The following is a 26,060-nucleotide window of genomic DNA, read 5'->3' on the forward strand; positions in this document are numbered from 1 at the left end:
TCAATTATTTTCTGTTTTTTCTTTCTTACAGAGTAGCATAGATATCGATGTCTGCCAAAACAAAGATGATAATAAAGGGCAGGTATGGTATAATGAACACACACTATTGAGAGCCAGCGTTGCTGAGAGGAAGCGTTCATTGAATCATTATGTCAACTGAAAAAAGGCAGGATTTAATGAACAAAAAACCATGCAGATGAGAAGGGAATTTATGTTACATATTTTTTATGGAAGAGAAGACCTGGATAAGGACAAGTTCCTATTTGAAAGGATTGCAGCCGAATTGAATCAGGATGGGGCGGATAGCGGCAATCACAGAAAGATTCTGCTTCTGGTTCCGGATCAATTTACTCTTCAGGCAGAGCGGAATGCTTTTGCCTGTCTTGGTGTCCCTGGACTCATGGATTTGGAGGTTCTCAGCCAGTCAAGGCTAGGGTTTAAAGTCCTGGAGGAGACCGGGGGCGGGAATCGTGTTCACATTGACAAATATGGCAGACATATGCTGCTGGCCAAGATTTTATCTGATAACAAGGACTCTTTTACAGCATTTCGCGGGATGCATCTTCGGAATTCCTTTATAGAAATGGCAAATAATCTGATTTCAGAAATGAAGCAGTTCAATACAAGTCCGAAGGACATGCTGGAGGTCATGAAGGCTGCGGAGGAGACCTCCCTTCTTTACAGAAAGCTGGAGGATATTCACAGAATATACGAAAGCTACGAGAATCTGATCGAAGGAAAATATATTGATACGGAAGATTATTTGAATCTTTTTGTAATGAAGATCCGGGAGTCGGAGATGGTAAGGAATTCTGTCATCTGGATCAACGGATTTGATTATTTTACGCCTAAGACATTGGACATCATCGAACAGCTTATGGTTACGGCAAAGGAAGTAAATATACTGCTGACCTCTGATACCGTCTCCTTTCCAACGAGAGATTCCAAGAATCCTGAGAGCGGGGATTCGGAACTGTTTCAGCTGACAAAGACGCTGATGGATAAACTGAAGATTATTGCCATGAGACAAGGCATCTCCGTATCGGAGAGCCCTGTCGGAGCTGAGTACAGGATCCCTGTAGGACAAGCGGCAGATGAAAAATCGGAGGCACTGGCACATCTGGAACATGAACTTTACGCTTATCCGTTCAAAAAAATGGAAGCATCTCCTTCCGTCACTCTTTGCCGGGCAGCCAACTTTTATGCAGAAGCGGAAACTGCCGCTGCTATGATTTGCCGTCTGGTACGGGAAGAAGGGTTTCGTTACCGAGACATTGCAGTGATATGCAACGATATGGAAGAAAGGGCCTCTGTCATCAAAAGAGTATTTGCCGATTACGGAATATCGGTGTTTCTGGATAAGAAGAGGGATATCCTCCATAATCCCGTTGTTACTTTTATTACGTCCCTCATTGATGTGGCTGCCAACGGGTATCTTTACGAAGATCTCTTTCGTCTGCTGAAAACGGATTTGATGCCGGTTACTTCCGAAGAGTATGAGGATCTTGAGAACTATGTTTTAAAATATAAGATAAAAGGGAATCGTTTTCAAAAAGAGTTTCAATACGGAAGCAGAGAAGAAGGGGAAGAGGCTTTAGCAAGGCTGAACCAGATACGCAGGCGGATCTATGAATACATTTCCGTATTCGAAAAAACTTTTCATCAAGGGAAAACGGTAAAGGAAAAAACGGCAGCTCTTTACTATTTTCTTCGTGATGATGCGGGGATCCCGGATCTGACGGAAACCATGATTCAGACCCTGCAGGATGACAATCAATTTGAATATGCGGAAGAAACGGCTCAGATCTGGGGTGTAATTCTGGGAATTTTTGATCAGATCATAGAACTCATCGGTGAGGAATCGCTGTCTTCCTCAGATTACGGTAATATCCTGAAAGCCGGCTTTGAAGCGGTAGAAATCGGACTGCTGCCCCCTACGATGGATCAGATTATCGTAGGTACCATGCAGCGTACAAGAACCGGAAAGCTGAAGGCACTTCTGGTCATTGGAGCCAACGACGGACTGTTGCCTGCATCCTCAAATACGGAAGGGCTCCTCAGTGAGGACGAAAAGGCGGTACTATTTCAAAAAGGCATAGAAATATGCAAAGTAGACGACCTGCGGCTGAAGGAAGAGACACTGGCTATTTATAAGACTCTTTCAAAACCGTTAAAATATCTCTGGATGAGCTATTCCGCCTCTGATTCAGAAGGGAAAGAAAGCAAACAGTCCATTATTTTTGATAAAATTAGAAAAATATATAATAATCCGGAAATTATAAAAGATATTATCAATCAAGAAGAACCCATGGCAAGAATTACAGCGCCAAGGAGCACCCTGCGCCATTTGACAGAGGCACTTCGGAATTCCTTGGAAGGAGAAGCTCTGGCTGATGAGTGGAGAGCGGCTTACGGTTGGTTTCGAAATGCCGAAGAAAATCTTCTGGCCCGTATTGAAGAGGGTATCTTTTTTACCAATAAACAAAAAAAGATTGAAAAAGAGCTCATAGGCAAACTTTATCGAAAAGAGGGCCTTTCGGATATTGTTATTAGCCCGTCCCGGTTGGAGAAATTTTCAAGATGTCCTTTTTCACATCTTATCGGTTACGGGATAAAACCGGAGGAACTCAGGGTATTCGAAATTGCAGGGCGCGAAATCGGCGATATTTATCATTATTGTTTTATGAAATTATCCCAGGGGCTTACCCTTCCCGGAGTACCCATTTCCGATCCTGCTTCTCCCTGGATGCAGCTTACCAGGGAAGAATGCAAAAGCCGGATTCATTCTCTTATTGAGGAAGCCTCTTTGGAATATAAAGAAGGGGTCTTGATTCAAGGAAAAGAGGAAAAATACCGCAGCAGCAGAATGAAAACCGTTTGTGCGGAAGCCGCCTGGGCGTTGGTTGAACATGTTCAAAAAGGAAGGATTCGGGAAGTATACTTTGAAAGTGAATTCGGAAAAGGTTATGGAAAGAAATTTCCTCCGATTACAATTGAGGCGCCGAATAATCAGGTTTTAATAGAAGGAAAAATTGACAGAGTGGACATCTTGCCGGGGAATTATATTAAAATTATTGATTACAAATCCGGTAAAGAACGCTTTGACACCGAGGAAGCGAGAAAGGGCTGGAGACTGCAGCTCATGCTGTATCTGCGGGCAGTGCTGGGAGAGATGTTCTGCCGGAATGCTGCGGATGCAGTACAAGAGGATAGCCTTCCGAAACCGGCCGGCGTATTCTATTTTGAAATCGCCGAGCCCCAGATCGATGCGTCTAATATGAATCCTGAGGACTATTCTGAAAAGGTAATGGATGAAAGGAAGAAGAGCTATCGGCTGGATGGTATCGTTTTGGATCATCCGGATATTATTGAAAGCATTACCGGCGAATTTTCCGGTTATTCGGAGATTCTTCCGGTAAGAAAGACCAAAGACGGAACCTATTCCGGTACTACAGATAAAAAAATTCTCAAGGAAGAAGAGTTTCTGGAACTGTGTCAATCAGTAGATTCTACCATTGAAAATTTATGCGGCGAATTACTAAATGGCTCCATTGATATCAGGCCGAAAAAGGTGAAGGATGAGACCGCTTGCAAATTTTGCCGGTATAAAAGCATCTGCTGCTTTGACTTGAGTTTTGAAGGCTGCTCCTATGAAACTATAAAATAAAACAAAAATCTACCCTAAAAATATGATCCGACTGAAAGAAACTATTGGTATAACCCAATCGGGAGTATTGTAGGGAGGTTTTCAGATGAAAAGAACAGCAACAATTTTATTAAGTGTGATCCTGGTTATGGCGCTCTTTTGCAGCACTGCCTTTGCAAGTCAAGGGAATGGATCCGGAAAAGACAAGTCCAAAGAATGGAAAACGGAAAAAGAGCACTGGGGTGCAAAATCTATTGAAAAGCTGCAAACTTACGGCCTATTAAATGGTTATGAAGACGGTACTTTCAAACCAGATAATACGCTGACGCAAGCAGAGCTTGCCGTAATCATTGACAGACTGGTTCAGCTGAAGTCAGACGTTGATGATGACGATGATGACAGCGACATTGATGAGGATGAGTTGGAGGGAATACCTGGCTGGGCAAAGAAAGCCGTAATGTCAGGAGTCAAAAATAACTATCTCAATCTAAAACGATTCCACTCAGAAAAGCAGTGCGATCGTTTGACAGCGGCGGTTGCAATCGCTAAGGCATTGGATCTTGAACCTGTGAAAGACTACACATCCAATCCGTTTAAAGATAAGGGCCTGATTGCTGAAGAAGATTACGGATATTTGCTTGCTTTGTATGAAGCCGGATATATTAAAGGTTTCCCCGATGGTAATTTCAATCCGAATGCTTTTCTAAGCAGAGCACAGATCGCAAGTATCATTGAAAAGCTTTTAGGAGAAGAGGATGTGGATTCTGACGATGATACAGCTCCTTCCTGGGCTTCCAGCAGCACGGTAACGGCAACTGCCATCTCGGCAACCAGTGTTACTTTAAAATGGTCTGCCGCCACAGATGATGTCGCTGTGACCGGATACAAGGTTATCTACAAGCTTGATGGCGTTACGAAAGAAAAACTCGTTTCCACAACAAGAACTGCTAAAATTACAGGTTTGGAAGCCGATGTAGAATATTCCTTCAGAGTAGAAGCAAAGGATGCCGCAGGCAACTGGAGTGATGACGGTCCGTCCGTAAAAGTTACCACTCTGGAAGCAGATGAGGACACTGTCGCTCCAACGTGGCCCACCAGTGCCGCACTAACAGTAAGTCCGTCTTCAGACACTGTTGTTATGCTGATCTGGCCTGATGCAGATGATAACGTAGCGGTAAAAGGCTACAAGATTTATCAGGATGGTACGCTGATTAAAACGGTAGATGCAGATGAAAACGATGCGGTTGTCTCCAACTTAAAGTTAGATACTGAATACACCTTTAAAGTAAAGGCCTATGACGAAGCCGGAAACGTAAGTGTCAGCCTGAAAAAAACTTATTTTAACGACTAATTAAAAAAGAATCGTTTGAAATTCATAAAAGGGATATAAAGTAATAACGAGAGGCAGTGATATTGAAAAAGATATCACCGCCTCTTTTATCTCAGATATCTCTGATATCATTACTTCTCTTTTACATCTCCATTGACAAGGGTTTTGATAAGTGTTAATATTTTATGGTGTCAGGTATGCTACCGTGGCTCAGTCGGCAGAGCAGCGCATTCGTAACGCGCAGGTCGCCGGTTCGATTCCGGCCGGTAGCTCCAACAAAAAGCATCCCCAATTGGGGATGCTTTTTTGGTCACAGTAAAATATTACATAAGTTTTACAAAATTATCAAAATATACTTGACATCTTTTATCCAGAATCATAGAATGAATAAGGAAAAAGGAGGGAGTCTGATTGCTGATAACAAAGGAAACCGATTATGCGTTAAGAATTCTTCGTGCATTGGCAGGCGAAGAACGTATTGCTGCGCCGCAGCTTGCGCGGGGCGAACAGATTCCTCTGCAGTTTGCTTATAAAATTCTGAAAAAGCTCCAAAAAGGCGGACTAATCCGCATTTCACGCGGAGCGGATGGGGGCTGTACTTTGGCAGCCCAATTGGAACAGTTTTCTCTTTTTCAGTTGATGCAGATCATGGAGGAGGATTCTTCGGTTAGCTCCTGTATGAAACCGGGATATCAGTGCGCGTGGTGTAAGGCACACGGCGATACTGTCTGCCAGGCCAATGTCCATCTGATGGCTATTCAGAAAAAGCTGGATGAGGAACTAAAGTCATATAGCCTTTCGAAAATTTTATTCGGTAAATGATAATAATTTTTTTACCTTTAAACTGGACTAATCTTGTCCAGAATAAAGGCGTTATAAAAAGGAGGAAAAGACATGTTATTTTCGACCACACAGCAACATGAGGAACTCCGCACCAGAGTCCGAGCGTTTGCGGAAGAGGAGATCAAACCTTTGACCTTCCTGATGGACAAAGAAAACCAGTTCCCCGATGATGCAGTTGCCAAACTAGGGAAGATGGGGCTGATGGGAATTCCTTTCCCTGCGGACAGCGGCGGCATGGGGCTGGATATGATCAGCTATGCCATTGCCGTTGAAGAACTGGCGAGGGTTGACGGCGGCACAGGTGTCATTCTGTCTGCTCATACGTCACTGGGCACCTGGCCAATCTTTGCGTTTGGCAATGAGGCCCAGAAGAAAAAATACCTGATTCCCCTATGCAAGGGTGAAAAAATCGGCGCCTTTGGTTTGACAGAACCTAATGCGGGTTCAGATGCCGGCGGAACGGAGACCACTGCCGTGGATAAGGGTGACCACTATCTTCTCAATGGCGGCAAAATTTTCATCACCAACGCGCCGAAAGCGGATACGTATGTGGTCTTTGCGGTTACCACACCCGACATCGGCGTACGTGGCATCTCCGCATTCATTGTGGAAAAGGGCTGGAAGGGTTTTGAGTTCGGTGATCACTATGATAAAATGGGCATCCGCTCTTCTTCCACCGCAGAGTTGATTTTCAATGATGTGAAGGTTCCGAAAGAAAACCTGCTTGGGAAAGAGGGCCAGGGCTTTAAAATTGCAATGGCCACACTTGACGGCGGCCGAATCGGAATTGCCGCTCAGGCTCTGGGCATTGCTCAGGGGGCATTTGAACAAGCGGTGACCTATGCCAAGGAGCGTGTACAGTTCGGTAAGCCCATTGGGTTCCAGCAGGCCATTTCCTTCAAAATTGCCGATATGGCCACCAAGCTGCGCACTGCACGTTTTCTGGTTTACTCCGCTGCTGAGCTGAAGGAAAATCACATGCCTTTTGGTATGGAGTCTGCGATGGCCAAACAGTATGCCGCGGACATCGCGCTGGAAGTGACAAACGATGCTCTGCAGATTTTTGGGGGCACCGGATATTTGAAGGGTATGGAGGTGGAACGGATGTACCGTGATGCCAAGATAACCACCATCTACGAAGGGACTAACGAAATACAGCGTATTGTTATCGCCTCTCATATTCTGGGCAAACCGCCCAAGGAAACCGGTTCTTCGGCAAGTCGTCCCAAGAAGCCTGCTCCCATCACCGGTATCCGGAGAAAAATTGTTTTCAGGGACGGCGATGCAAAAACACAGGTGTCTGCTCTGGTAGAGGCACTCAAGAAGGATGGCTTCGACTTTACGGTCGGCATTCCCATGGATACTCCCATTGTACAGGCGGAACGTGTCGTTTCAGCCGGCAAGGGAATCGGGGAGAAGAAGGACATGAAACTGATCGAAAATCTGGCCAAAGCCGCAGGTGCCGCCATCGGTTCCTCGCGTCCTGTAGCGGAGACGCTGAAATATCTGCCGCTGAACCGTTATGTGGGAATGTCCGGTCAGAAGTTTACCGGCAATCTGTACATCGCCTGCGGCATTTCGGGTGCAACCCAGCACTTAAAGGGCATTAAAGATGCCTCTATTATTGTAGCGATTAACAAAAACGGCAACGCGCCGATTTTCAAAAACTGTGACTATGGTATTGTAGGTGATGTTTCCGAGATTCTGCCTCTGCTGACGGCTGCTTTGGATACCGGCGAAAAGCAGCCAGCACCGCCTATGGTGAAGATGAAGCGTCCGCAAATGCCCAAGCCGGAGCCCATTGGCCCTAGCTACATTTGCAGCGGCTGCGGATATGAGTATGTACCGGAACTGGGTGACGAGGAGAACGAAGTGGCACCAGGTACCCTGTTCAAGGATTTGTCGGAAGACTGGGTCTGCCCGGAATGTGCCGAGGCCAAAGACCAATTTATTGAGGCGTAAAGCCGGAAGGGGGAGTACATTATGTATTGCGTAAGAAATGTAACCGAAGACCTGTACTGGGTGGGCGCCAACGACCATCGTCTGGCATTGTTTGAAAACGCATATCCGATTCCAAGAGGGGTTTCCTATAATTCCTATCTTCTGACGGATGAAAAGACGGTGTTGTTTGATACGGTGGACTGGTCAGGCTGCCGGCAGCTGCTGGAAAATATGGCACATGTGCTTGACGGAAGGCCACTGGACTATCTTGTTATCAATCATTTGGAGCCTGACCATGCGGGATCAATCGAGGAAATTCTGCTCCGATGGCCCAAAGTGACCATCATCAGCAATGAGAAGGCTTTTATGCTGATGCGCCAGTTTGGCTTCGATGTTGATAGTCATCAGATCGTTGAGGTGAAAGAGGGTGATACCTTCAGCTTCGGAAAGCATGTGGTTACCTTTGTGTTCGCCCCTATGGTGCATTGGCCGGAGGTGATGGTGACCTTTGACACCACAAACGGTGTGCTGTTTTCTGCTGACGCCTTTGGTTCCTTTGGCGCACTGGACGGCAAGCTTTTTGCCGATGAGGTAAACTTTGACCGCGACTGGCTGGATGATGCCCGTCGCTATCTAACCAACATCGTGGGAAAATATGGTCCGCATATCCGGCTGATTCTAAAGAAAGCCGGCGGTATTCTGGATCAGATCAAGTTCATCTGCCCCCTGCACGGGCCGGTTTGGCGTAAGGATTTGTTATATTTCATTCAGAAATACGATCTCTGGGGTCGCTACGAGCCGGAACAAAAAGGTATTTTGATGGTATACGCCTCCATGTATGGTAACACCGAGTCTGCGATGCAGGCGCTGGCGTCCAAATTGTGTGACAAGGGCATGACAAACATAGCCATGTACGACGTTTCCTCAACGGATGTTTCCCAGCTTATTTCCGAGGTGTTTAAATACAGCCATATGGTGCTGGCTTCAGTGACATATAATCTGGGCATCTATCCGGCTATGCATAACTTCCTGATTGACATGAAAGCACTGAATGTCCAGAATCGGACAATCGCACTTGTGGAGAACGGTTCCTGGGCGATCAAGTCAGGCGATCTGATCCAGAAGTTCCTAAGCGAAGAGATGAAGAACATGACTGTGCTTAACGAGCGGATCAGCATCGCTTCCTCTCTCCACGCGGATAAGGAATCGGAACTGGAGTCACTGGCCGACGCCATTTTGGATTCCATGCAATAAACCTTCTGATATAGACTGTATAAGTCCCCTCTTCAGCTCCAAAGAAGTAAATCCCATAGAACCGCTGTGAGTCTATGGGATTTTGACATTACATAAGCAATCCCGACACTATATTAGTAAAAAGAAAGTTAGTGCTTTCCGTCTTCTCATTCATGCAACATCATGAAGGGCGGTATATCGGCAGCCTTATAAATAATCTTCTAAATCCAAGATTACTTTAAATTGCTGAATAAACCAATTCACCATCAATAAATGTCATATCAACTTTTAAAGATTTTATTTCCTTTTCTGGAGTATCAAGAAGAGATCCTGATAGGATGGTCAAATCGGCTAATTTACCAGGCTCCAAGCTTCCTTTAATATCCTCCTCAAAGCTTGCGTATGCACCGTTATATGTAAACATCCGCAAAGCTTCGGAGACACTGATTCTTTCATCTAGATTAATAATCTGCCCTGATTCGGTAGCGCGGTTTACTGCAAGATGCATGTTCAATATTGGACTTGAAAATGTAATTGGGCAATCACTGCTTCCTGCTACCGGAATACCACGGGTAAGAAAGCTTTTACAGGTGAACATGCGATAAGCCCTTTCCTTCCCATAATTCACCAGATATCCATCCCCGAATTCATAGAGAAAAATTGGTTGGGCAACAGGTATAATTCCCAGGTTTTGGATTCGATCAAGCAATTCATTATTAATCATTGCACAATGTTCAATTCGATGTCTATGGTCTTCTCTAGGAGCAATTTTAAGAGCGTTTTCAATGGCATTCACGATAACGGTTACTGCTTTATCGCCGACTGCATGGGTAGTGACCTGATATCCAGCCAAATGTGCTTTCAGGATAATTTCGTTTACCTTTTCCTGCTCCATGCTAAGCACGCCGAAATCATTGGGATTGCTGGTATATGGCTCCAAGGTTGCAGCAGTTGGTCCGCTGCTGCTTCCGTCTATCATCAACTTTACAGGACCAATTTTAAAATGATCATTACCAAATCCGGTGTGCAGACCAATGTGAATATAATCCTCCACAAACTGCAGGTTTTCCACAAACGAAAATATCATGGAGTATAACCTGATTTTCAGCTTTCCTTGCTTGACTGCTTCCTGAATAGCACTCATTTGAGCATGACCATAACCACCGGAATCATGTACCGAGGTAATGCCTTCCTTAATTAGGATGTCATTTGCTGCTTCCATAGCGCTAATTAGTTCCTCTATGGAAAGCTGAGAAACTTTCATGGCGGCCATATGTGAGTTTTCCTTTAAAACTCCTGTTACTTTCCCGTTTTCTTTCACAAGAACCCCACCAGATATTGGTTCAGAATCATTCGTTATTCCGCATAGTTGAAGGCTTTTTGAATTGTGAACAGATGTATGAGCGCATACCCTAGTAAGAATAACGGGATGATCAGGAGCAACTTCATCCAGATCCCATCTGTTTGGATGGCGACCTTCTTTTAGCTTAGAATGGTCATATCCCCAACCGCGAATCCATTGGCCTTTGGGAATTATCCTCGCTGCCTCGGCTACAAGTTTTTTAATGTCTTCAATAGAATTGACACCAGGCGAGCGACAGTCTATGGCCAAAGCATTAGCGCCTAAAACCGCTGAATGCAAGTGAGAATCGATAAAACCTGGTATGAGACTTCTGCCTTTTAAATCAATCAATTTAGTCTGCTTTCCCAAATATGTCATTACATCTTCCTTTGTGCCGACAAAGAGAATGGAGTTCCCTTTTACCGCTAGTGCTTCTTTAATGGAATTGTCTTTGTCAACAGTTAAAACCGGACCGTTGATAAAGATAATATCTGCATTACATTTCATATTTTCTCCTCCTGACAAGAAAGAAACCAATCTTTCGTTTTCGTTATGTATTTTTTTATAACATTAAAAATATTGTTTGTAAAGTGCTCTCTAAACCAGGTGGTTTTTACACATGCGTTCTCTGTAATCTCGTGATTTCAACGCATTCAAGGAATACAAAGATAGTAAAACAGTACATATTATACTGGTATATCTGTGATATATCTAATTAATATTTTGACTCTAAAAATGGTCCATCATATAATACAATTAATTCAATGCTTGGAGAACTTTCAGACAATTTAACGTCTGAACTGAATCATTACAATTATAAACTCTTAGTAATATTTTTTAATGAATAGAGTGGAAAGGCGGCAGCATGGTAAATAAATTAATAAGTCACAAAGAAGCAGCCGGACTCATTCAAAACGGGCAGTCAATTATGGTGGGCGGTTTCGGAGATGCGGGATATCCTTTTGAAATGATTAAAGCACTACATCAGAGCGATCTGTCCCACTTGACAATCATGGGCAATGATGGAGGATGCCAGGGTGATCCAAAAGGCTTATTTTATACAAGCGGTAAGGTAGATAAACTCATTATTACATATTGTGGATTGAATCCTGATGTAAGCAGACAATATACCGAAGGAAAGCTGGAGATAGAATTTGTACCGCAGGGTACTTTTGTAGAAAGGGCTCGCTGCGGAGGACACGGACTGGGAGGATTTCTGACACCCACCGGTGTGGGTACTCCGGTGGAGGAAGGGAAAAAGATTCTGGAGGTTCAAGGGAGAAAGTACCTTCTGGAAGAACCCCTTCGTGCAGATGTTGCAATCATAAAGGGTGCAGTTGCAGATAAGTTTGGGAATCTGATGTTTCATATGGTAGCAAGAAATTATAATCCACTGATGGCTATGGCGGCTGATTTGGTCATAGCAGAAGTGGACAAGATCGTGGAAATCGGTGAACTTGATCAGAATACCATTATGCTTTCCGGAATCTTTGTTGATTATATCGTTGATAACAGGGGGGATGAATAGCATGAAGGATATAAAGAACTTTATAGCAAAAAATGTTGCTTCTCTCTTTAAAGACGGTGATGTGGTGAACCTGGGTGTAGGAATTCCGACTTTAGCAGTAGGGCATCTGCCGGAAGGTGTGAATGTAATTATCCATGCGGAAAATGGTGCGATCGGCTGCGGTCCTGTTGCAGCAAAGGAAGTAGCTACCATGGATTTGGTGGATGCCGCAAATGTGCCAATCACATTGATTCCTCAAGGGTCCTGTACGGATAGTGCAACATCCTTCGGAATTGTCAGAGGCGGTCATGTTGACTATACTGTGCTGGGTGCGCTGCAGGTGGATCAGGAAGGAAATTTAGCTAGCTGGATTATACCAGGGAAAGCGGTCAATGGGATGGGCGGCGCAATGGACCTTGTGGCAGGTGCAAAAAAGGTAATTATAGCCATGCTGCATAATTCTAAGGATGGAAAGCCGAAATTGTTAAAAAAGTGCATCTGGCCGTTAACAGCGGTGAATGCGGTAACTCATATCATAACTGACCTAGCAATGATTGAAATTATTGATAAAAAATTTGTTGTGAAGGCTATGGCAGACGGCATAACAAAAGAGGAACTTCAGTCAAAAACCGAAGCAGAATTAATATTTCCATCCAATATTAAAGTTATGTTAGACTAGTACCCTGTCAACATTAATTCTGTGCATATGTGGGTTTTAATAAAACAGAGTGCCAAGGAGGTAATCATATGAGAGAGGCAGTAATTGTATCTATGGCAAGAACCCCAGTGGGGAAATGCCGTGGAAAGCTTGCTCCGGTTCCGCCGGAACAATTAGGAGCAGTTGTATTAAAAAGAGTTTGTGAAGACATTGATCTTGACACAACTCAAATAGATGAAGTAATTATGGGAAATCTCTGGGCGCATGATATCGCGGGAATGGGAAGAGTGGCGTTATTAGAGGCAGGATTACCGGTTACAATTCCATCGCTGAGAATAGACCGTCAATGCTCAAGCGCTTTGGACTCTATTGCACTTGCTGCAATGTTTGTTCAAACCGGACATGGGGATATTGTCATCGGCGGAGGCGCGGAAAGCGACTCCAGAAGACCATATGTCATGTTTAAGAATGAGGTTGAATATTCCGTAAAACCCCCGGTTTTTTTGACGCAGTACAAGGCATCCACCAAAGCAATTGGAGATCCATTCATGGGAGTAACGGCAGAAAACTTAGCGGAACAGTACGGTATCACGAGACAGGAGATGGACGAATATTCGGCGGAGAGTCATCAAAAGGCTGAAAAAGCTTGGCAGAAGGGCTATCTCGCAAAAAATGTGGTACCTGTTAAAGTGAGTACCAAAAAAGGCTTTTATATTTTTGACAAAGATGAAACAGTCAGGCCGGAAACAACGGTTGAGAGCCTTTCCAAGCTCCCTGCACTTTTCAAGAAGGAGGATGGAAAGGTGACTGCAGGCAACAGCTGTCCCATGAGTGACGGGGCTTCGGCGGCAGTCATTATGTCCATGGAAAAAGCAACTGAACTGGGACTCACGCCATTGGCAAAGTATGTAGATTGGGCAGCGGTAGGTGTTGACCCGAATTACATGGGAATCGGACCCGCTTTTGCCATAAGGAAACTCCTGAAACAGGTAGATTTAACTCTGGACGATATCGATCTCTTTGAAATCAATGAAGCTTTTGCGTCACAGACCCTAGCATGTGTAATAGAATTAGGACTTGATAAAAATAAACTTAACATTGATGGAGGAGCAATAGCGCTGGGACACCCGTTGGGAGCCACAGGAGGAGTTCTAGCTCTTAAATTAATCAATCAGTTGAGAAGAGAAAATAAAAGATATGGTATTGCAGCATTTTGCTGCGGCGGCGGACAAGGGGCAGCCGTATTGTTTGAAAATATTAATGTTAAATAGGAGGTGTTTCAATGGTAAAAATGAGACTGGCAGTAAGAGACGATTTGAAACTGGTATTTGACTTTTTTAAGAACCTTACTTTATTTCATCTTGAAGGATTTAAAGGAGTCATGAAGTTAAGGCCTTACAGTGAAGAACGAACCGCCAAGAAACTGGATACATTTTTAAACAATGGTGATCAGGCTGGAATCCTAATTGCTGAAGAGAATAATGAGGTCCTTGGAGTCTTGGGCTTTTATATTGAGAGCTATGGCGAATTAGCAAATTTTGATTATGACCAGTATATGGAAATTGACAGAATTATTGTAAAGGACGGTATGCGAGGAGCCGGAATTGGAGAAAAACTCATTGAAGAGGCTGAAAAACTTGCGCTAAGTAAAGGAGTACACAGAATGCAGCTTGAACTTGCAATTTTCAATGAAAAGGCAGAAAAATTTTATGAAAGACTCGGATATAAATGTTATATCAGAACTTTCGCAAAGGATATCTAATCAATGCTGAGTTTTGAAATAAAAGTTAGTTATTCATATTTATGTATTTATTAGGAGGAAAGATCATGAAACTGAAGAGAATATTAGCTGTATTTGTTATTATTTGCTTGACCTTATCGCTAGTTGCATGTGGTGGCTCCGGCAGCGGGAAAACTGATTCCGGAAATGCTTCTGATGACAAAATCAGTATCACAATGGGAATTGAGGGCGGAGACGACCTTCCGGATGCAATTATGGGCCTAAAATTCAAGGAATTGATTGAAGAAAAAAGTAATGGAAGAATTACTGTAAGTTGGTATGGAAATGGTCAGCTTGGGGGAGATGATGAATTGCTTCAGCAGGTTATGAATGGTTCCATCAATGCTGCACTGATTTCAACTTCAACGTTCAGCGATTACTCGGAAGAATTGGACGTATTGCAGCTTCCGTTCCTGTTTAAGGATTATGAAACAGAAAAAAAAGCTCTTGAAAGCAGCGAAGCGCAAGCCTTATACAAAGATCTGGAAGAGTTGAATCTTAAAATTCTAGCAGTTACTGAGATCGGCATGAGAAATTTTGCAAATAATACCAAACCGATTGAGAAACTGTCCGATCTAAAAGGAATCAAAATGAGAATCGTTCCAAGTACTTTAGTTGCAAGGGCAGCGGAATTGGTAGGCATGACAGTAACACCTATGAGCTATAGTGAAATTTATACCGGACTTCAGCAGAATATCATAGATGGAGAGGAAATCAATCTTATCTCAATCAATCTTGAAAGACATTATGAAGTTTTGAAATATGTGTCATTGATTAATTTCTATACATTCCCGTCTGCACTTACGTTCAATCTTGACTTCTATAACGGTTTGTCTGATGAGGACAAGGCTCTTTTTGATGAGTGCAAGGAAGAAGCTTTCAATTATTCCATAGCTCAAACGGAGCAAAAGGAAGAAGATTCCCTTCAGGTTATTTCAAATGCGGGACTACAGTTGAACGAGATTTCCGAGGAAGCCAAGGCCGAATTCAAGACTGCTGTTCAGCCAATGTATGATGAATATGCAGCAAAAAGTGAAAATATGGCTGCATTCATTAAGATGGCCCAGGGACTGTAAACAAATAGTATTATTAAATAATTTAGTTAATTTTCTGTGAAGCACCTGTTCAGGTGCTTCGCAGAACATAATGGAGGGAAATAGAATGCGTGCAATAACAGCAGCATTTGATAAAATCGAATGGCTTGTAAAAATACTGGCTGCTGCCGCCATGTTCCTGATGACAGTAATTGTTACGGTATGTGTTGTGAAAAGATACTGTTTTGGAACAACTTTCATCTGGTCGGACGAACTTGTACGATATCTGCTCATCTGGTCAACATTTCTAGGCGCTGCAGTTGGTTTCAGGCATTTTGACTTGGTGCTTCTTGATTTATTTATCGGCTTGCTGCCAAAGAAATTTGCGTCTTTTTTAGCAATTATTGTTCATTTTGTTACTATGGTATTCATTGGATACATTTTTTACATCAGTTTAAATTATACTTTATCACCTGCTGTGCTGTTCAAAAACAGTACCGGACTTGGAATTTCGATGATGTATCCGTTTCTGGCTCTTCCCCTTGGTTTTGGATTGATGTTTCTGTTTGGAATTGAAAATATACCGAAAATAATTAACAGATTGAAAATCAAAAATCTTATAACAGAAGGGGGTGAGAGATAATGGTATTAGTAATTTTAGCTTTTATATTATCGCTTGTGGTTGGAATCCCAATCGCCTTTGTCTTAGGGATGACTGGTATAGCGCATCTTGTCGTTATTAATTATCCGGATATCGCAAATATCGTACCGCAGCGAATGTTTTATGGAATCAACGTGTTCAGTTATATGTGTATCCCATTTTTCATAGCGGCAGGTCAAATAATGAACAAGGGTGGTATCACACAAAAAATTGTTGATGTATCACAGGAGTTTGTTGGATTCAAGCGAGGCGGACTCGCATATACAGTTGTCCTTGTTGGAATGGTGCTGGCGGCGATTTTAGGCTCAGCGAATGCTGTTTCAGTAATTCTCTGCACAATTATGATTCCTGCAATGGTATCTTCCGGATACGATGAGGAATTTGCCGGATCACTGGTAGCAAGCTCTGGAATACTGGGATGCATCATTCCTCCGTCTGTAGACTTTGTAATTTATGCAGTGCTTGCCGGAGTTTCTGTGCAAAAACTTTTCGTTGGAGGTATTTTACCTGGAATTTGTCTTGGATTTGGCTTTATGGCTGTAATTGCCATTACAACGAAGAAAAAGAAATATCCGAAATATAAAGAGCATTTTGAACCTGGTCCGGCCTTTAAAACACTGTTCACTTCTCTGCCGGCCTTATGCGTACCGGTAATTATAGTAGGCGGAGTTTTAGCGGGTGTTTTTACTCCCACTGAATCCGGAGCAGTAGCCTGTGTTGTTGCAACAATATTGGGATTTGCATATAGAAACCTAAAAATAAAGGATTTACCTGGGATATTTGCAAGTGCAGCTTTGATTACAGCAGGCATCATGCTGATCATCTCCTTTGGTAATGTCATTGGTTGGACGCTTGCCTTTGATAAGGTACCGGAAAAATTAGTCCAGGCAATCACTTCTACGACAACCAATCCTTCGCTGGTTATGGCACTTGTTCTTGGTATGCTTTTCCTCATAGGAATGGTAATGGAAGCCTTCGCGGCAATGATTATTCTTGTACCTGTGCTCTATCCACTGGGAGAGGCAATGGGATATGATCCCATTCATTTCGGTATGATTATCATTATTATGCTGACCATTGCACTGGCAACTCCTCCTGTAGGTATGCTGTTGTTTACTACATCAAAGGTATCCGGGATTCATTTAAATAAACTGAATAAAAGCATATGGCCATTTGTTGCAGCAGGAATGGTCGTAACGATTATATTAGCCTATGTGCCGCAGATTACCACCTTCCTGCCAAATCTGCTGTATGGTAAGTAAAGACAGGAGTGATTAAAATGACAGATATAGCTGCAGCTTTAAAGGACATTATTGACTTGCATATTCATGCTGGACCCTCTTTGGCAGACAGAAAAGTGGATGCTGCCGAAATGATGGAAGACGCCTTACAATATGGGTATCGTGCATATGTTGTAAAAGATCATTACTTCCCAACAGTTATGAGTGCTTCTCTATGTGAGAAGCACCTCGGACAGGGAAAGGTAAAGGTATTTGGCGGAATTGCCCTGAACAATTCCGTCGGAGGAATCAATGTAAAGGCAGTGGATGCCGCATATGGAATGGGTGCAAAGTTTGTGTATATGCCCACCGTTTCAGCGAAACATCATATTGCATCCCATAAAGGGCAGCATTTTCCTGGCGCAAGTTCCAAGGAAGGTGTAGTTGAGAATGAAATGCTCTATATCAAACAGAACGGGGAATTAAAGGATCCCGTCGTAGAAGTGCTTCAATATATTGCGGAAAGACCAGACTTGATTCTTGCAACAGGACATGGGACACAGCAAGAAATAGAAGCATTGCTGACCAAAGGTGCTGAACTTGGAATCGCTAAAATGTATGCAAACCATCCCTTCTACATGATAAATGCAGATATTGACACAATCTGCAGATGGGCGTCTTTGGGGGCGACAATAGAAATCAACGCCTGCGTTTTCCTCTTTGGCACACATCCGACACCAATGCAGGTGGCAAAGGATATTTTTGATCGCGTACCCCTTGAAAAGATCGTTATTTCATCAGATCTGGGGCAAAAGAACAACAGCCGTCCGGCGCAGGGGTTATATGACTTTATAATAAAACTGCAAGCGGAAAACGGTATAACTGAAGAACAAATTTATACAGCTACGAGAACGAATCCGGCAAAACTACTGGGTTTAGAATAATAATATGAACTGGGAGGAAATAAAAATGTTTCAAATTGGTAATTTGAATGAGATGGAATGGAAAGAACTAAGAAAAGGAGTAAAGAGAAAAGCATTTACTGGTGAGGGTGCAACGATTGGTTATAATTCCGGAGAAAAAGGACACGAAGTGATGCCTCATCATCATATTCATGAACAGATCGGAATCATCGTTTCTGGAGAAGGAATTTTCTCTATCAACGGAAATGACTACCCTGTGAAAAGGGGAAGCTGGATGGTGATACCTTCCAATGTAGAGCATTATTTAACTGTCACAAGTGAAGAGCCATGCATCAGCCTTGATATATTCGTACCAGCGAGACAGGAAATACTATAGGACTGCTGTTGAAAGGAATCATCAAGAAAATGATAAACGATAAATTAATGACAAAACTGAATAACGGGGATAGGGCATTCGGCACCTTTGTAAAAATAAACAGCACTGCAGTTATTGAAATGCTGGGGCAAAAAGGTTTTGACTTTGCTATCATAGACAGGGAACATTCTGTTTTTTCAGATACGGATGTTGAAAAAATGATCATGGCTGCCGACGTCTGGGGATTGCCGGTGATTATCAGGACCCCAGGAAACGCCGCCGAGCATATCCTGCATGCCTTGGACTCAGGCGCCAGCGGAATACAGGTTCCGGACATATCAAGCGTATCGCAGATTTATAAAATTATAGAGAACGCAAAATACTATCCGGAGGGAAGCCGGGGTTTGTCCTTTGCGCAGAGAGCTGCGGGATACGGGTTTCAGGGCGGTAACGAATATATAGAAAAATCCAATCAAAACACAGTCATAGCGGTACATATTGAAAACAGAGAAATTGCAGAAAAGATTGATGAGGTCTGCAGTATACCGCAGTTGGATGTCGTATTCGTAGGTCCGGCAGACTTAAGCCAGTCCATGGGCAAACCCGGGAAAACGGATGATCCGGAAGTCGTTGCGCTGATAGAAAATGTGTTCCGGGTGGCCATAAAAAATAATAAAAAGGTTGGAATCTATGTGGGAACTGAGGAGGCAATTAAAAAATATGCCGACTTGGGGGCAACCTATTTTGCCTGGAAATCAGACGTACTTCTGCTAAATGAAGGAATCCGTTCTTCGGAGAATACGTTCAAGAAAATATAATTTCTCTCTTCCATTTTCATAAAAATAATGAGGCCTCTATTGAGGTCTCATTATTGAATGTTGATATGCATGATACTGTCGCGTTCTGAAATGATATGTGTTTTATAAATCTCAAAGATTTCATCGGTTTTGCCATTCAAAGCGGCATCAATAAACACGACATGCTGTGTGGCGATCCGACTCCTTTTGATATTGAGCTGATCAAGAAACACAAGCTTTGAAATAATGCATTTATACAACGCGTCTCTACAAATCCTCTTAATATAAGCGTTATTGATCAGATCAAACAAAAATAAATGAAACTCCAAGTCCTGACTAAAAAAGGCATCTCCATTCGATACAATATTTTCATCTTCAATATACTGTAGATTATAATTTTTATATTCCGTTAGTTTTTCATTAACCGCTTGAGTAGGATTTCTAAAGCTGCTACTAATAACCTGAGGTTCCAATAATAATCTCAAGTTGTAAATATCTAAAATCTCTTTTAATGAAAACTTTGAAACAAAGGTTCCTTTCCGTGGATATATTTCTAAATATCCTTCTTTTTGGAGCCAGAGAATCGCTTCTCGAACCGGGGTTCTGCTTGTGCCGAGTTCGTTTGCTATAGCATCTTCAGAAACATTCTGACCAGTGGAAAGTTCACCGGAAAGCAGTTTTTTCAATATTAAATTATATGCGTCAATGTTCAATGTATTATTTAATGAATCTTGCACAATGAACCCTCCATTAGTAATTAGTCAATAAACTAATAAGATTATTATATCTATTTTGATAAGAAGTTACAATTAAAAAAGTTGATATAAGTCTATAACGCCTATAATTCTAATTATACAGGGGTATTTAATTACAAGAAAGGAATTGTTTAGATTCTACCTTTTTAAAAGGCTTTTCTTTTGTAGAACAACCTTCGGTAGCGAGTTATGTAAAAGAGGTAATAATAAGGCTTTCGGTCCCAAAAGATTATCATCCACCATTCGAAGAGTCATATTATTATTTGCAGAAATATTTAGGAACAGATAAATTAGTCGTAGGTTATTTCCCTAAGAGGAGACAATGCTTTTTTGTAAAGTCTTTTAGTTGGGATGGATATATATCTGGGTCGTGGTTATCGTATCCATCAATCGCTTTTTCATAGCATAATTTAGGGGCTGTAGCAATTTTGATATGCTCCCCTTAAGGGTAGACAGATGAAATAAAAAATAATCTGTAGACTTTGAAGGGAGTATATTTTTATGCCACAGAAAGAACTTATTATTTCCCTATGCTGTTGTATACAGCTACTGCATCAGTAATATGATACTGTTCCGAATGATGATCCCCTTTGGCACCAGCTGAAATTAGAATATATTCCCGTTTACCTACTTTGGCGAGACTCGCAAGACATAGACCGGCCTCCTCGGTATATCCAGTTTTTCCCCCTAGAATTTCATCAACAATCATGTTCTGATTGTTGAGAACTTCAAACATGGTACTGTAAAAGGTTATTCCTCCGGGGTGCTTATTCGTGGGTTGTGTGGAATAGCGGGATGAAGTAAAAATCTCCCGGAAAGTATCATTTTGCAAAGCATAGCTTAGAAGAACAGCCAGATCTTTGGCTGTTGTGTAGTGGTTTTCATTGTGAAGTCCGGTGGTGTTTTCAAAATGGGTATGTCCCATACCAAGATCTGCCGCCTTTTGATTCATTATTTTCACAAAGTTCTGCTCTGATCCTGCAATCTGACCAGCAAGTGCAACACAGCACTCTGCACCGCTCGGCAGCATTACCCCGTATAACAGATCGATTGCCCTGACCTGCTCACCCGGCTGGAAACCTGCCATCGATGCATTTGCTTCGTACAGTCCCTGAAACATGGAATTGGTAAGCTTAATTTCTCCCTTCAGATCAGGTAAATTCTCTATCGCAACAATGGCTGTCATCATTTTAGTCAAAGAAGCAGGATAGATTTTTTCTTCGCTGTTTTTTTGCATCAGGACGGTAGCATCTGTTAAGCGGATCAAAATCGCATGAGGACTGTTTAGCTTGTCCGAAGATATAGAAATAGAGGGGTAGGGCTCTGTCTTTGACGGAGGAACCCGCGCTGCTCTATCATCAGAAGAATTGGGTGTTATCTTTAAAGAAGAATTTAACGAGGTTTTATCATCATATTCTCTCTCAAATATTTGGTGGTTTCCTGGAGTAATGATGGATTTGCAAACAAAAACGGCGATGACAACCATCAACAAAAATGTCACAAATCTTCGTATTCTTATTCTTAACTTTTCCTTTTTTGCTTTTCGTACCATAATGAAACAACTCCTTGTTCTGTGCTGATATTATTCAACCACAGAACAAGGAGCTATGTTGGAATTCCATCTTATAAACTTCTTAAGATTTTCTTATTTCAACATCTGAAATTTGGAGTTTCACAGTGACATACATGTTCTTGCAACACGAATGCATCGTAATAGTTGTAAAAACAGGAATAAAACTTATTAAGGAGGAAATCACCATATCTTAAGGTTTGATTAAGACATTTCTTTTTTAAATATGCTAGTATATACAAGTTAGTTAATTACAAAGGAGGTGAATTTAGTGATTATTACGATTTTAATGCTAATTATAGTGTCGATTACATGGGTTATTAGTACTTTGCCATTCTTGATTCCATACCATATACTACTGTCCTCTCAAAGCAAAAAGATTGACTTTAAACTGTCAATTGAACATATTGTGATCGTATCTATCTTTGTCTATTACCTTACTGCTGTGCTAAGTTTTACTGGTATTCCTTCCATAAGTGATATTGTTCATAACAGCTTTGGAATAATAACCCCAAAGGGGTTGAATTTTCCACCGGATGAGATCAATATGATTCCATTTTATTGGATTACAGAAGGTGTTCGCCCCTATATAGAAAACATCATACTTTTTATCCCTTTTGGATTTCTGCTTCCATGTGTTTGGAAAAAGTATGAAATGCTATGGAAAACAGCATTACCCGGTATTACATTCTCTCTTATAATAGAATTGAGTCAATTGTTCAATAGAAGAGTAACGGATATTGATGATTTACTGATGAATACTCTTGGAGTGTTAATCGGATGGGTAATTTTTAGGCTGCTGAAAGAACATTTGTCAAAATTACAGGACAAAGTTTCTGTCCAAAGTATCAATATCGAAAAAATTCCCTTGCTCCTTCGTGAAGAGGCATGTTTTTATATGGCCATCGCATTCGCCGGTATGTTCTTTGTGTTTTACCCATTTTTAAGATCTTTGTTTATACCATTTTTAAGATCTCTATTTGGGTATGTAATTATTTAATACAATTTAATACAAAAGGACAAGCTATCTGACTTAATTAGATAACTTGTCCTTTTCTTCCTTTTGTGGAAGCACGACAGTAAAGACTGTCTTTTCTGTATTACTTTGCACGAGAATATTGCCTCCATGCGCGTTTACGATTTCTTTTGCAATAGCCAGTCCAAGCCCGGTACCGCCTGTATTGGTAGAACGGGATGTATCCAATCGAAAAAATTTCTCAAATATCGTTTCCAACTTTTCTCGTGGGATAGGATTGCCATGATTCGTAAAGGTTATAATAATATTTTTATCTTGCTGCAGAGCGGAGATATCAATAACGCTGTTTTCATAGCTATAGGCTATCGCATTTTTCAGAATGTTATTGAACACCCGGGCCAGTTTGTCTGCATCACCCCATATAGTGAGGCCGTCAAGCACATCGATGGACACCTGCTTTTCCTGTGGAGTCAGCATTGGATAGAATTCATCTGCCATCTGCTGGAGCATAAAATGTAAATTTATTTTTTCTCTATTCAAAATAATCGTTTGAAGATTAAATCTTGTGATCTCAAAAAACTCATCGATAAGCTGCTCCAATCGATATGCTTTTTCTAAGGTAATACCGACATATTTTGCCTTCTGTTCAGGAGGCATATCTGGAGCTTCATCCAGAAGACTTAAGTATCCTATAACGGAGGTCAGTGGTGTCTTTATATCATGAGCCAAGTAAACTACCAAATCATTTTTGCGCTGCTCAGCATCAAGTGCAGCTTTTTTTTGTTTTTCCAAGTTGTTTTTTATTTGATTCAGCTTATTTTCCATAAAATCCAATTCCGGTGATAATGTAATTTCATCATCGGATTCCTCAGCAAGTTTATCCATTCCAGCACTGACTTCATCAAAATATTTCGTAAACCAAGAAGCTGAAAATTTAAGCAAAATAACTAAGCATATGAGAATCACAATCAGTGTAATAACTTCTATATTATTAAGAAATAGAAGATGATAAATCATCAGAGCATCCCTGTCACGCATATGAAACGTATTCATAAAAAAATGGACAATGCTATCTCCAAAACTAAAGCGTTCTTGAATTGTAAAACGCAGGAAGATAACAATTGCAGCCGCGGCAAAAACAATAAGGAGCATTTGAAGAAATACTTTCCTTTTTAATTTCGAATAATTATCTTTTCTCTTACTTTTCAATTTTATAGCCAACCCCCCATACTGTTTTAATATATTTGGGATGTTCCGCGTTGTCATGCATTTTTTCCCTTAAATGCCTGATATGAACCATGACCGTATTATTGCTGTTGGTGAAATACTTGTCCCCCCATACCTCATGGAACAATTCTTCCGAACTGACCACTCGTCCGCGATTGGAACAAAGGGTCCAAAGAATGGAAAATTCGGTGGGAGTAAGAGATAGTTTTTTTTCATTCAAGGTACATTCATGGGTATCCATGTCCAATACCAAGCCGGAAAAGGCAATCAAGTGTTCTTCCTGGTTTGGCTCTGAAGAATTATATTTGGTAAATCTCCGGAGCTGCGCCTTCACACGGGCAATCAGTTCCAAAGGGCGGAACGGCTTGGTGATATAGTCGTCCGCACCTAATGTCAGCCCGGTAATCTTGTCGATTTCTTCTTCTTTGGCTGTCAGCATGATAACCGGAAAGTTATGCTTTTCCCGGATTTGCCGACAGATCGAAAAACCGTCTACATCGGGGAGCATGACATCCAAAATGGCGAGGTCCAGTTTTTGATTTTCAATACAGTTAAGGGCATCCCTGCCGTTATAAAATTTAAAGATATTATAGTTCTCATTTTTCAGATAAACTTCGACCAAATCGGCAATCGCCTGTTCATCATCAACGATTAAAATATTTGCAGCCAAAAGTGTCATCCTCTCTTTAGCCTCCTTTTGACAAAGTACAACGCGCCTGGAGCAGTGAAATTTAAGCGCTAACTACGTTCTCGATATATCCCCATAATTAGGGTGCAAATGCGGCATTTCAGCTGCTTGTCCTCAATCTGGTTTGAGGGAATTATTCTTAAATCGCAAATGCAATTTATTCAGCAAACATTAATTATTATACCGCAAAGTAATAAGCTAATTTATCACTTTTTACTTATTAAAATCTTAAGATTTTCTGAATATCGTGATACTGATACGATGAAAAGCAAATTGAGTTTGAAATTCCGAAGGATGGTAAGTACAATTTTTATCTATTCTGCCCCGGGTCATTACAAATCATTTACAATGGGTTTTTATCGATATTAAATGACAATTCTATCCCCCATTTAAGGCATCAACTACAATTGCTGGTCGCTGGTTCGATTCCAGCCGGAACTCCATTCCCAGGGAGAAAGGAAGCCGGACCGCCGACTGTTATTTTACGCTATTTTCTTGCTTTTGGCAGAAATTTCAACTATACTATGGGTGATAGAGAGAAAGACTGGAGCGTGAAATTTTGAATAAGGAAAAAATAATAGCTAATTTACTTCTTTTACTAACCTCAATTATTTGGGGTTCTGCTTTTGTTGCACAAAGAGTCGGTATGGATTATGTAGGTCCTTTGACCTTTGGATTCGTACGTTTTATATTAGCGGCACTGGTGCTGATTCCGGTAATGCACTTCATGAAGAGAAGCAATGAGAAAAAGGTGTCGGCTCAAAAATGGCCTGATGAGGATCTGAGCCGGGAAGAAAAGAAACAGGAAAGAAAAACACTGCTGACTGCCGGATTGATATGCGGTGCCATTTTGTTCTGCGGCTCCACGCTGCAGCAGTTCGGACTAGTGTTCACCACTGCCGGAAAGGCCGGTTTTATTACGGCCCTATACATAGTTCTGGTTCCTATTTTCAGCATGGTTTTACGTCATAAACCGTCATTAAAATGCTGGGTGGGCGTTGCCTTTGGTGCGGTAGGCCTGTATCTGCTTTGCATAACAGAGTCTTTCACCATTGCTCCGGGAGATCTAATCGTATTGATCGGTGCTGGATTCTGGACCGCGCATTTGTTGGTAATTGACCATTTCCTGAAGAAGATAAAGGATCCGGTTCAATTGTCTTTTATTCAGTTCTCTGTGTGTGCACTGCTCAGCATGATCGGTGCATTTCTGTTCGAAGATATTTATCTGTCCGAAATCATCGATGCGGCAATTCCTATTTTTTATGCAGGCGCATTGTCCGGCGGTGTTGGCTTTACTCTCCAGATAGTTGGCCAGAAGCACACCAGCCCAACGGTTGCTTCCTTGCTTTTGAGTATGGAAGCCGTGTTTGGAGCCGTCTTTGGGTTCCTGATCCTGAACGAGTTGATGACATCCAGAGAAATTGTGGGTTGTATTCTCATGTTCAGTGCTATCGTCATTTCTCAATTGCCGGATAAAAAAAAGCCGGAATGCATATCTTAATCTCATATAGAATGGGTCATTATTGGACTATAAATATAAATTACGGATATAATTGCGAATATTTAATTGTAAA

The 26,060-nt window shown here is 41.8% G+C and carries 22 protein-coding genes and 1 tRNA gene; 18 read left to right on the top strand and 5 right to left on the bottom strand.

Going from position 1 to position 26,060, the window contains the following annotated elements; translation table 11 throughout:
* Window positions 1-211 precede the first annotated feature (211 nt).
* The 6 genes from KCX82_RS09040 to KCX82_RS09065 all read left to right on the top strand — a co-directional run bounded on the left by KCX82_RS09040 (window position 212) and on the right by KCX82_RS09065 (window position 9,014).
* Window positions 212-3,667: a PD-(D/E)XK nuclease family protein gene (locus KCX82_RS09040; protein WP_227018140.1), complete on the top strand. Its 3,456-nt coding sequence runs from the start codon at window positions 212-214 to the stop codon at window positions 3,665-3,667.
* Window positions 3,668-3,752: 85 nt separating this feature from the next.
* On the top strand, window positions 3,753-4,997 hold the full coding sequence (locus KCX82_RS09045; RefSeq protein WP_227018141.1) for an S-layer homology domain-containing protein: 1,245 nt from the start codon (window positions 3,753-3,755) through the stop codon (window positions 4,995-4,997).
* A gap of 178 nt (window positions 4,998-5,175) precedes the next feature.
* Window positions 5,176-5,251 (top strand) — tRNA-Thr (locus tag KCX82_RS09050).
* 136 nt (window positions 5,252-5,387) lie between these two features.
* Window positions 5,388-5,798, top strand: coding sequence for an RrF2 family transcriptional regulator (locus KCX82_RS09055; RefSeq protein WP_227018142.1), 411 nt, complete (start codon window positions 5,388-5,390; stop codon window positions 5,796-5,798).
* Window positions 5,799-5,870: 72 nt separating this feature from the next.
* Window positions 5,871-7,781, top strand: coding sequence for an acyl-CoA dehydrogenase family protein (locus KCX82_RS09060; protein ID WP_227018143.1), 1,911 nt, complete (start codon window positions 5,871-5,873; stop codon window positions 7,779-7,781).
* A 21-nt stretch (window positions 7,782-7,802) separates the two neighbouring features.
* Window positions 7,803-9,014 (top strand): FprA family A-type flavoprotein, encoded by a 1,212-nt coding sequence (locus KCX82_RS09065; RefSeq protein ID WP_227018144.1) that lies wholly within the window; start codon window positions 7,803-7,805, stop codon window positions 9,012-9,014.
* Between the two features lie 217 nt (window positions 9,015-9,231).
* Here KCX82_RS09065 and KCX82_RS09070 read toward each other — a convergent pair whose 3' ends face one another.
* The gene (locus tag KCX82_RS09070) at window positions 9,232-10,842 is read right to left on the bottom strand and encodes an amidohydrolase (protein ID WP_227018145.1); all 1,611 of its coding nucleotides are present in this window, start codon (window positions 10,840-10,842) and stop codon (window positions 9,232-9,234) included.
* Window positions 10,843-11,200: 358 nt separating this feature from the next.
* On the opposite strand from KCX82_RS09070, the gene KCX82_RS09075 reads away from it, so the two are divergent.
* From KCX82_RS09075 to KCX82_RS09120, 10 genes are all read left to right on the top strand, one after another.
* Window positions 11,201-11,863: a CoA transferase subunit A gene (locus KCX82_RS09075; protein WP_227018146.1), complete on the top strand. Its 663-nt coding sequence runs from the start codon at window positions 11,201-11,203 to the stop codon at window positions 11,861-11,863.
* A 1-nt stretch (window position 11,864) separates the two neighbouring features.
* On the top strand, window positions 11,865-12,521 hold the full coding sequence (locus KCX82_RS09080) for a 3-oxoacid CoA-transferase subunit B (protein WP_264373238.1): 657 nt from the start codon (window positions 11,865-11,867) through the stop codon (window positions 12,519-12,521).
* Window positions 12,522-12,589: 68 nt separating this feature from the next.
* Window positions 12,590-13,771 carry a thiolase family protein gene (locus KCX82_RS09085; protein ID WP_227018148.1) on the top strand — a complete coding sequence of 394 codons (1,182 nt, stop codon included), beginning with the start codon at window positions 12,590-12,592 and terminating at the stop codon, window positions 13,769-13,771.
* Window positions 13,772-13,782: 11 nt separating this feature from the next.
* Window positions 13,783-14,262: a GNAT family N-acetyltransferase gene (locus tag KCX82_RS09090; protein WP_227018149.1), complete on the top strand. Its 480-nt coding sequence runs from the start codon at window positions 13,783-13,785 to the stop codon at window positions 14,260-14,262.
* A 65-nt stretch (window positions 14,263-14,327) separates the two neighbouring features.
* Entirely contained in the window at window positions 14,328-15,356 is a 1,029-nt protein-coding gene (locus KCX82_RS09095; RefSeq protein WP_227018150.1) for a TRAP transporter substrate-binding protein, read from the top strand.
* Window positions 15,357-15,441: 85 nt separating this feature from the next.
* Window positions 15,442-15,957 (top strand): TRAP transporter small permease, encoded by a 516-nt coding sequence (locus KCX82_RS09100; protein ID WP_227018151.1) that lies wholly within the window; start codon window positions 15,442-15,444, stop codon window positions 15,955-15,957.
* Entirely contained in the window at window positions 15,957-17,237 is a 1,281-nt protein-coding gene (locus tag KCX82_RS09105; RefSeq protein ID WP_227018152.1) for a TRAP transporter large permease, read from the top strand. Before KCX82_RS09100 ends, KCX82_RS09105 begins: the two co-directional genes overlap by 1 nt.
* A 17-nt stretch (window positions 17,238-17,254) precedes the next feature.
* Entirely contained in the window at window positions 17,255-18,139 is an 885-nt protein-coding gene (locus KCX82_RS09110; RefSeq protein ID WP_227018153.1) for a DUF6282 family protein, read from the top strand.
* A 25-nt stretch (window positions 18,140-18,164) separates the two neighbouring features.
* Entirely contained in the window at window positions 18,165-18,494 is a 330-nt protein-coding gene (locus KCX82_RS09115; RefSeq protein ID WP_227018154.1) for a cupin domain-containing protein, read from the top strand.
* A gap of 29 nt (window positions 18,495-18,523) precedes the next feature.
* Entirely contained in the window at window positions 18,524-19,291 is a 768-nt protein-coding gene (locus tag KCX82_RS09120) for an HpcH/HpaI aldolase family protein (protein WP_227018155.1), read from the top strand.
* Window positions 19,292-19,341: 50 nt separating this feature from the next.
* On the opposite strand, the gene KCX82_RS09125 is transcribed toward KCX82_RS09120, so the two are convergent.
* A complete protein-coding gene (locus KCX82_RS09125) occupies window positions 19,342-20,007 on the bottom strand; it encodes a GntR family transcriptional regulator (RefSeq protein ID WP_227018156.1) in 666 nt (221 codons plus the stop codon).
* Window positions 20,008-20,545: 538 nt separating this feature from the next.
* Window positions 20,546-21,577, bottom strand: coding sequence for a D-alanyl-D-alanine carboxypeptidase family protein (locus KCX82_RS09130; protein ID WP_227018157.1), 1,032 nt, complete (start codon window positions 21,575-21,577; stop codon window positions 20,546-20,548).
* A gap of 289 nt (window positions 21,578-21,866) precedes the next feature.
* Between KCX82_RS09130 and KCX82_RS09135 the strand changes: the two genes are divergently transcribed.
* Window positions 21,867-22,595 carry a VanZ family protein gene (locus KCX82_RS09135; RefSeq protein ID WP_227018158.1) on the top strand — a complete coding sequence of 243 codons (729 nt, stop codon included), beginning with the start codon at window positions 21,867-21,869 and terminating at the stop codon, window positions 22,593-22,595.
* Window positions 22,596-22,628: 33 nt separating this feature from the next.
* Here KCX82_RS09135 and vanS read toward each other — a convergent pair whose 3' ends face one another.
* Together vanS and vanR are read right to left on the bottom strand one after the other, a co-directional pair.
* Window positions 22,629-23,792: a vancomycin resistance histidine kinase VanS gene (gene vanS, locus KCX82_RS09140; protein WP_227018159.1), complete on the bottom strand. Its 1,164-nt coding sequence runs from the start codon at window positions 23,790-23,792 to the stop codon at window positions 22,629-22,631.
* Entirely contained in the window at window positions 23,770-24,477 is a 708-nt protein-coding gene (gene vanR / locus KCX82_RS09145; RefSeq protein WP_405127682.1) for a VanR-ABDEGLN family response regulator transcription factor, read from the bottom strand. The genes vanS and vanR overlap by 23 nt, the downstream gene beginning before the upstream one ends.
* Window positions 24,478-25,045: 568 nt before the next feature.
* On the opposite strand from vanR, the gene KCX82_RS09150 reads away from it, so the two are divergent.
* Window positions 25,046-25,987, top strand: a complete 942-nt coding sequence (locus KCX82_RS09150) for a DMT family transporter (RefSeq protein WP_227018160.1) — start codon at window positions 25,046-25,048, stop codon at window positions 25,985-25,987.
* The last annotated feature ends 73 nt before the right edge of the window (window positions 25,988-26,060 follow it).

Source organism: Sinanaerobacter chloroacetimidivorans (genome assembly GCF_018128545.1).
Classification (GTDB): Bacteria; Bacillota; Clostridia; order Peptostreptococcales; family Anaerovoracaceae; genus Sinanaerobacter; species Sinanaerobacter chloroacetimidivorans.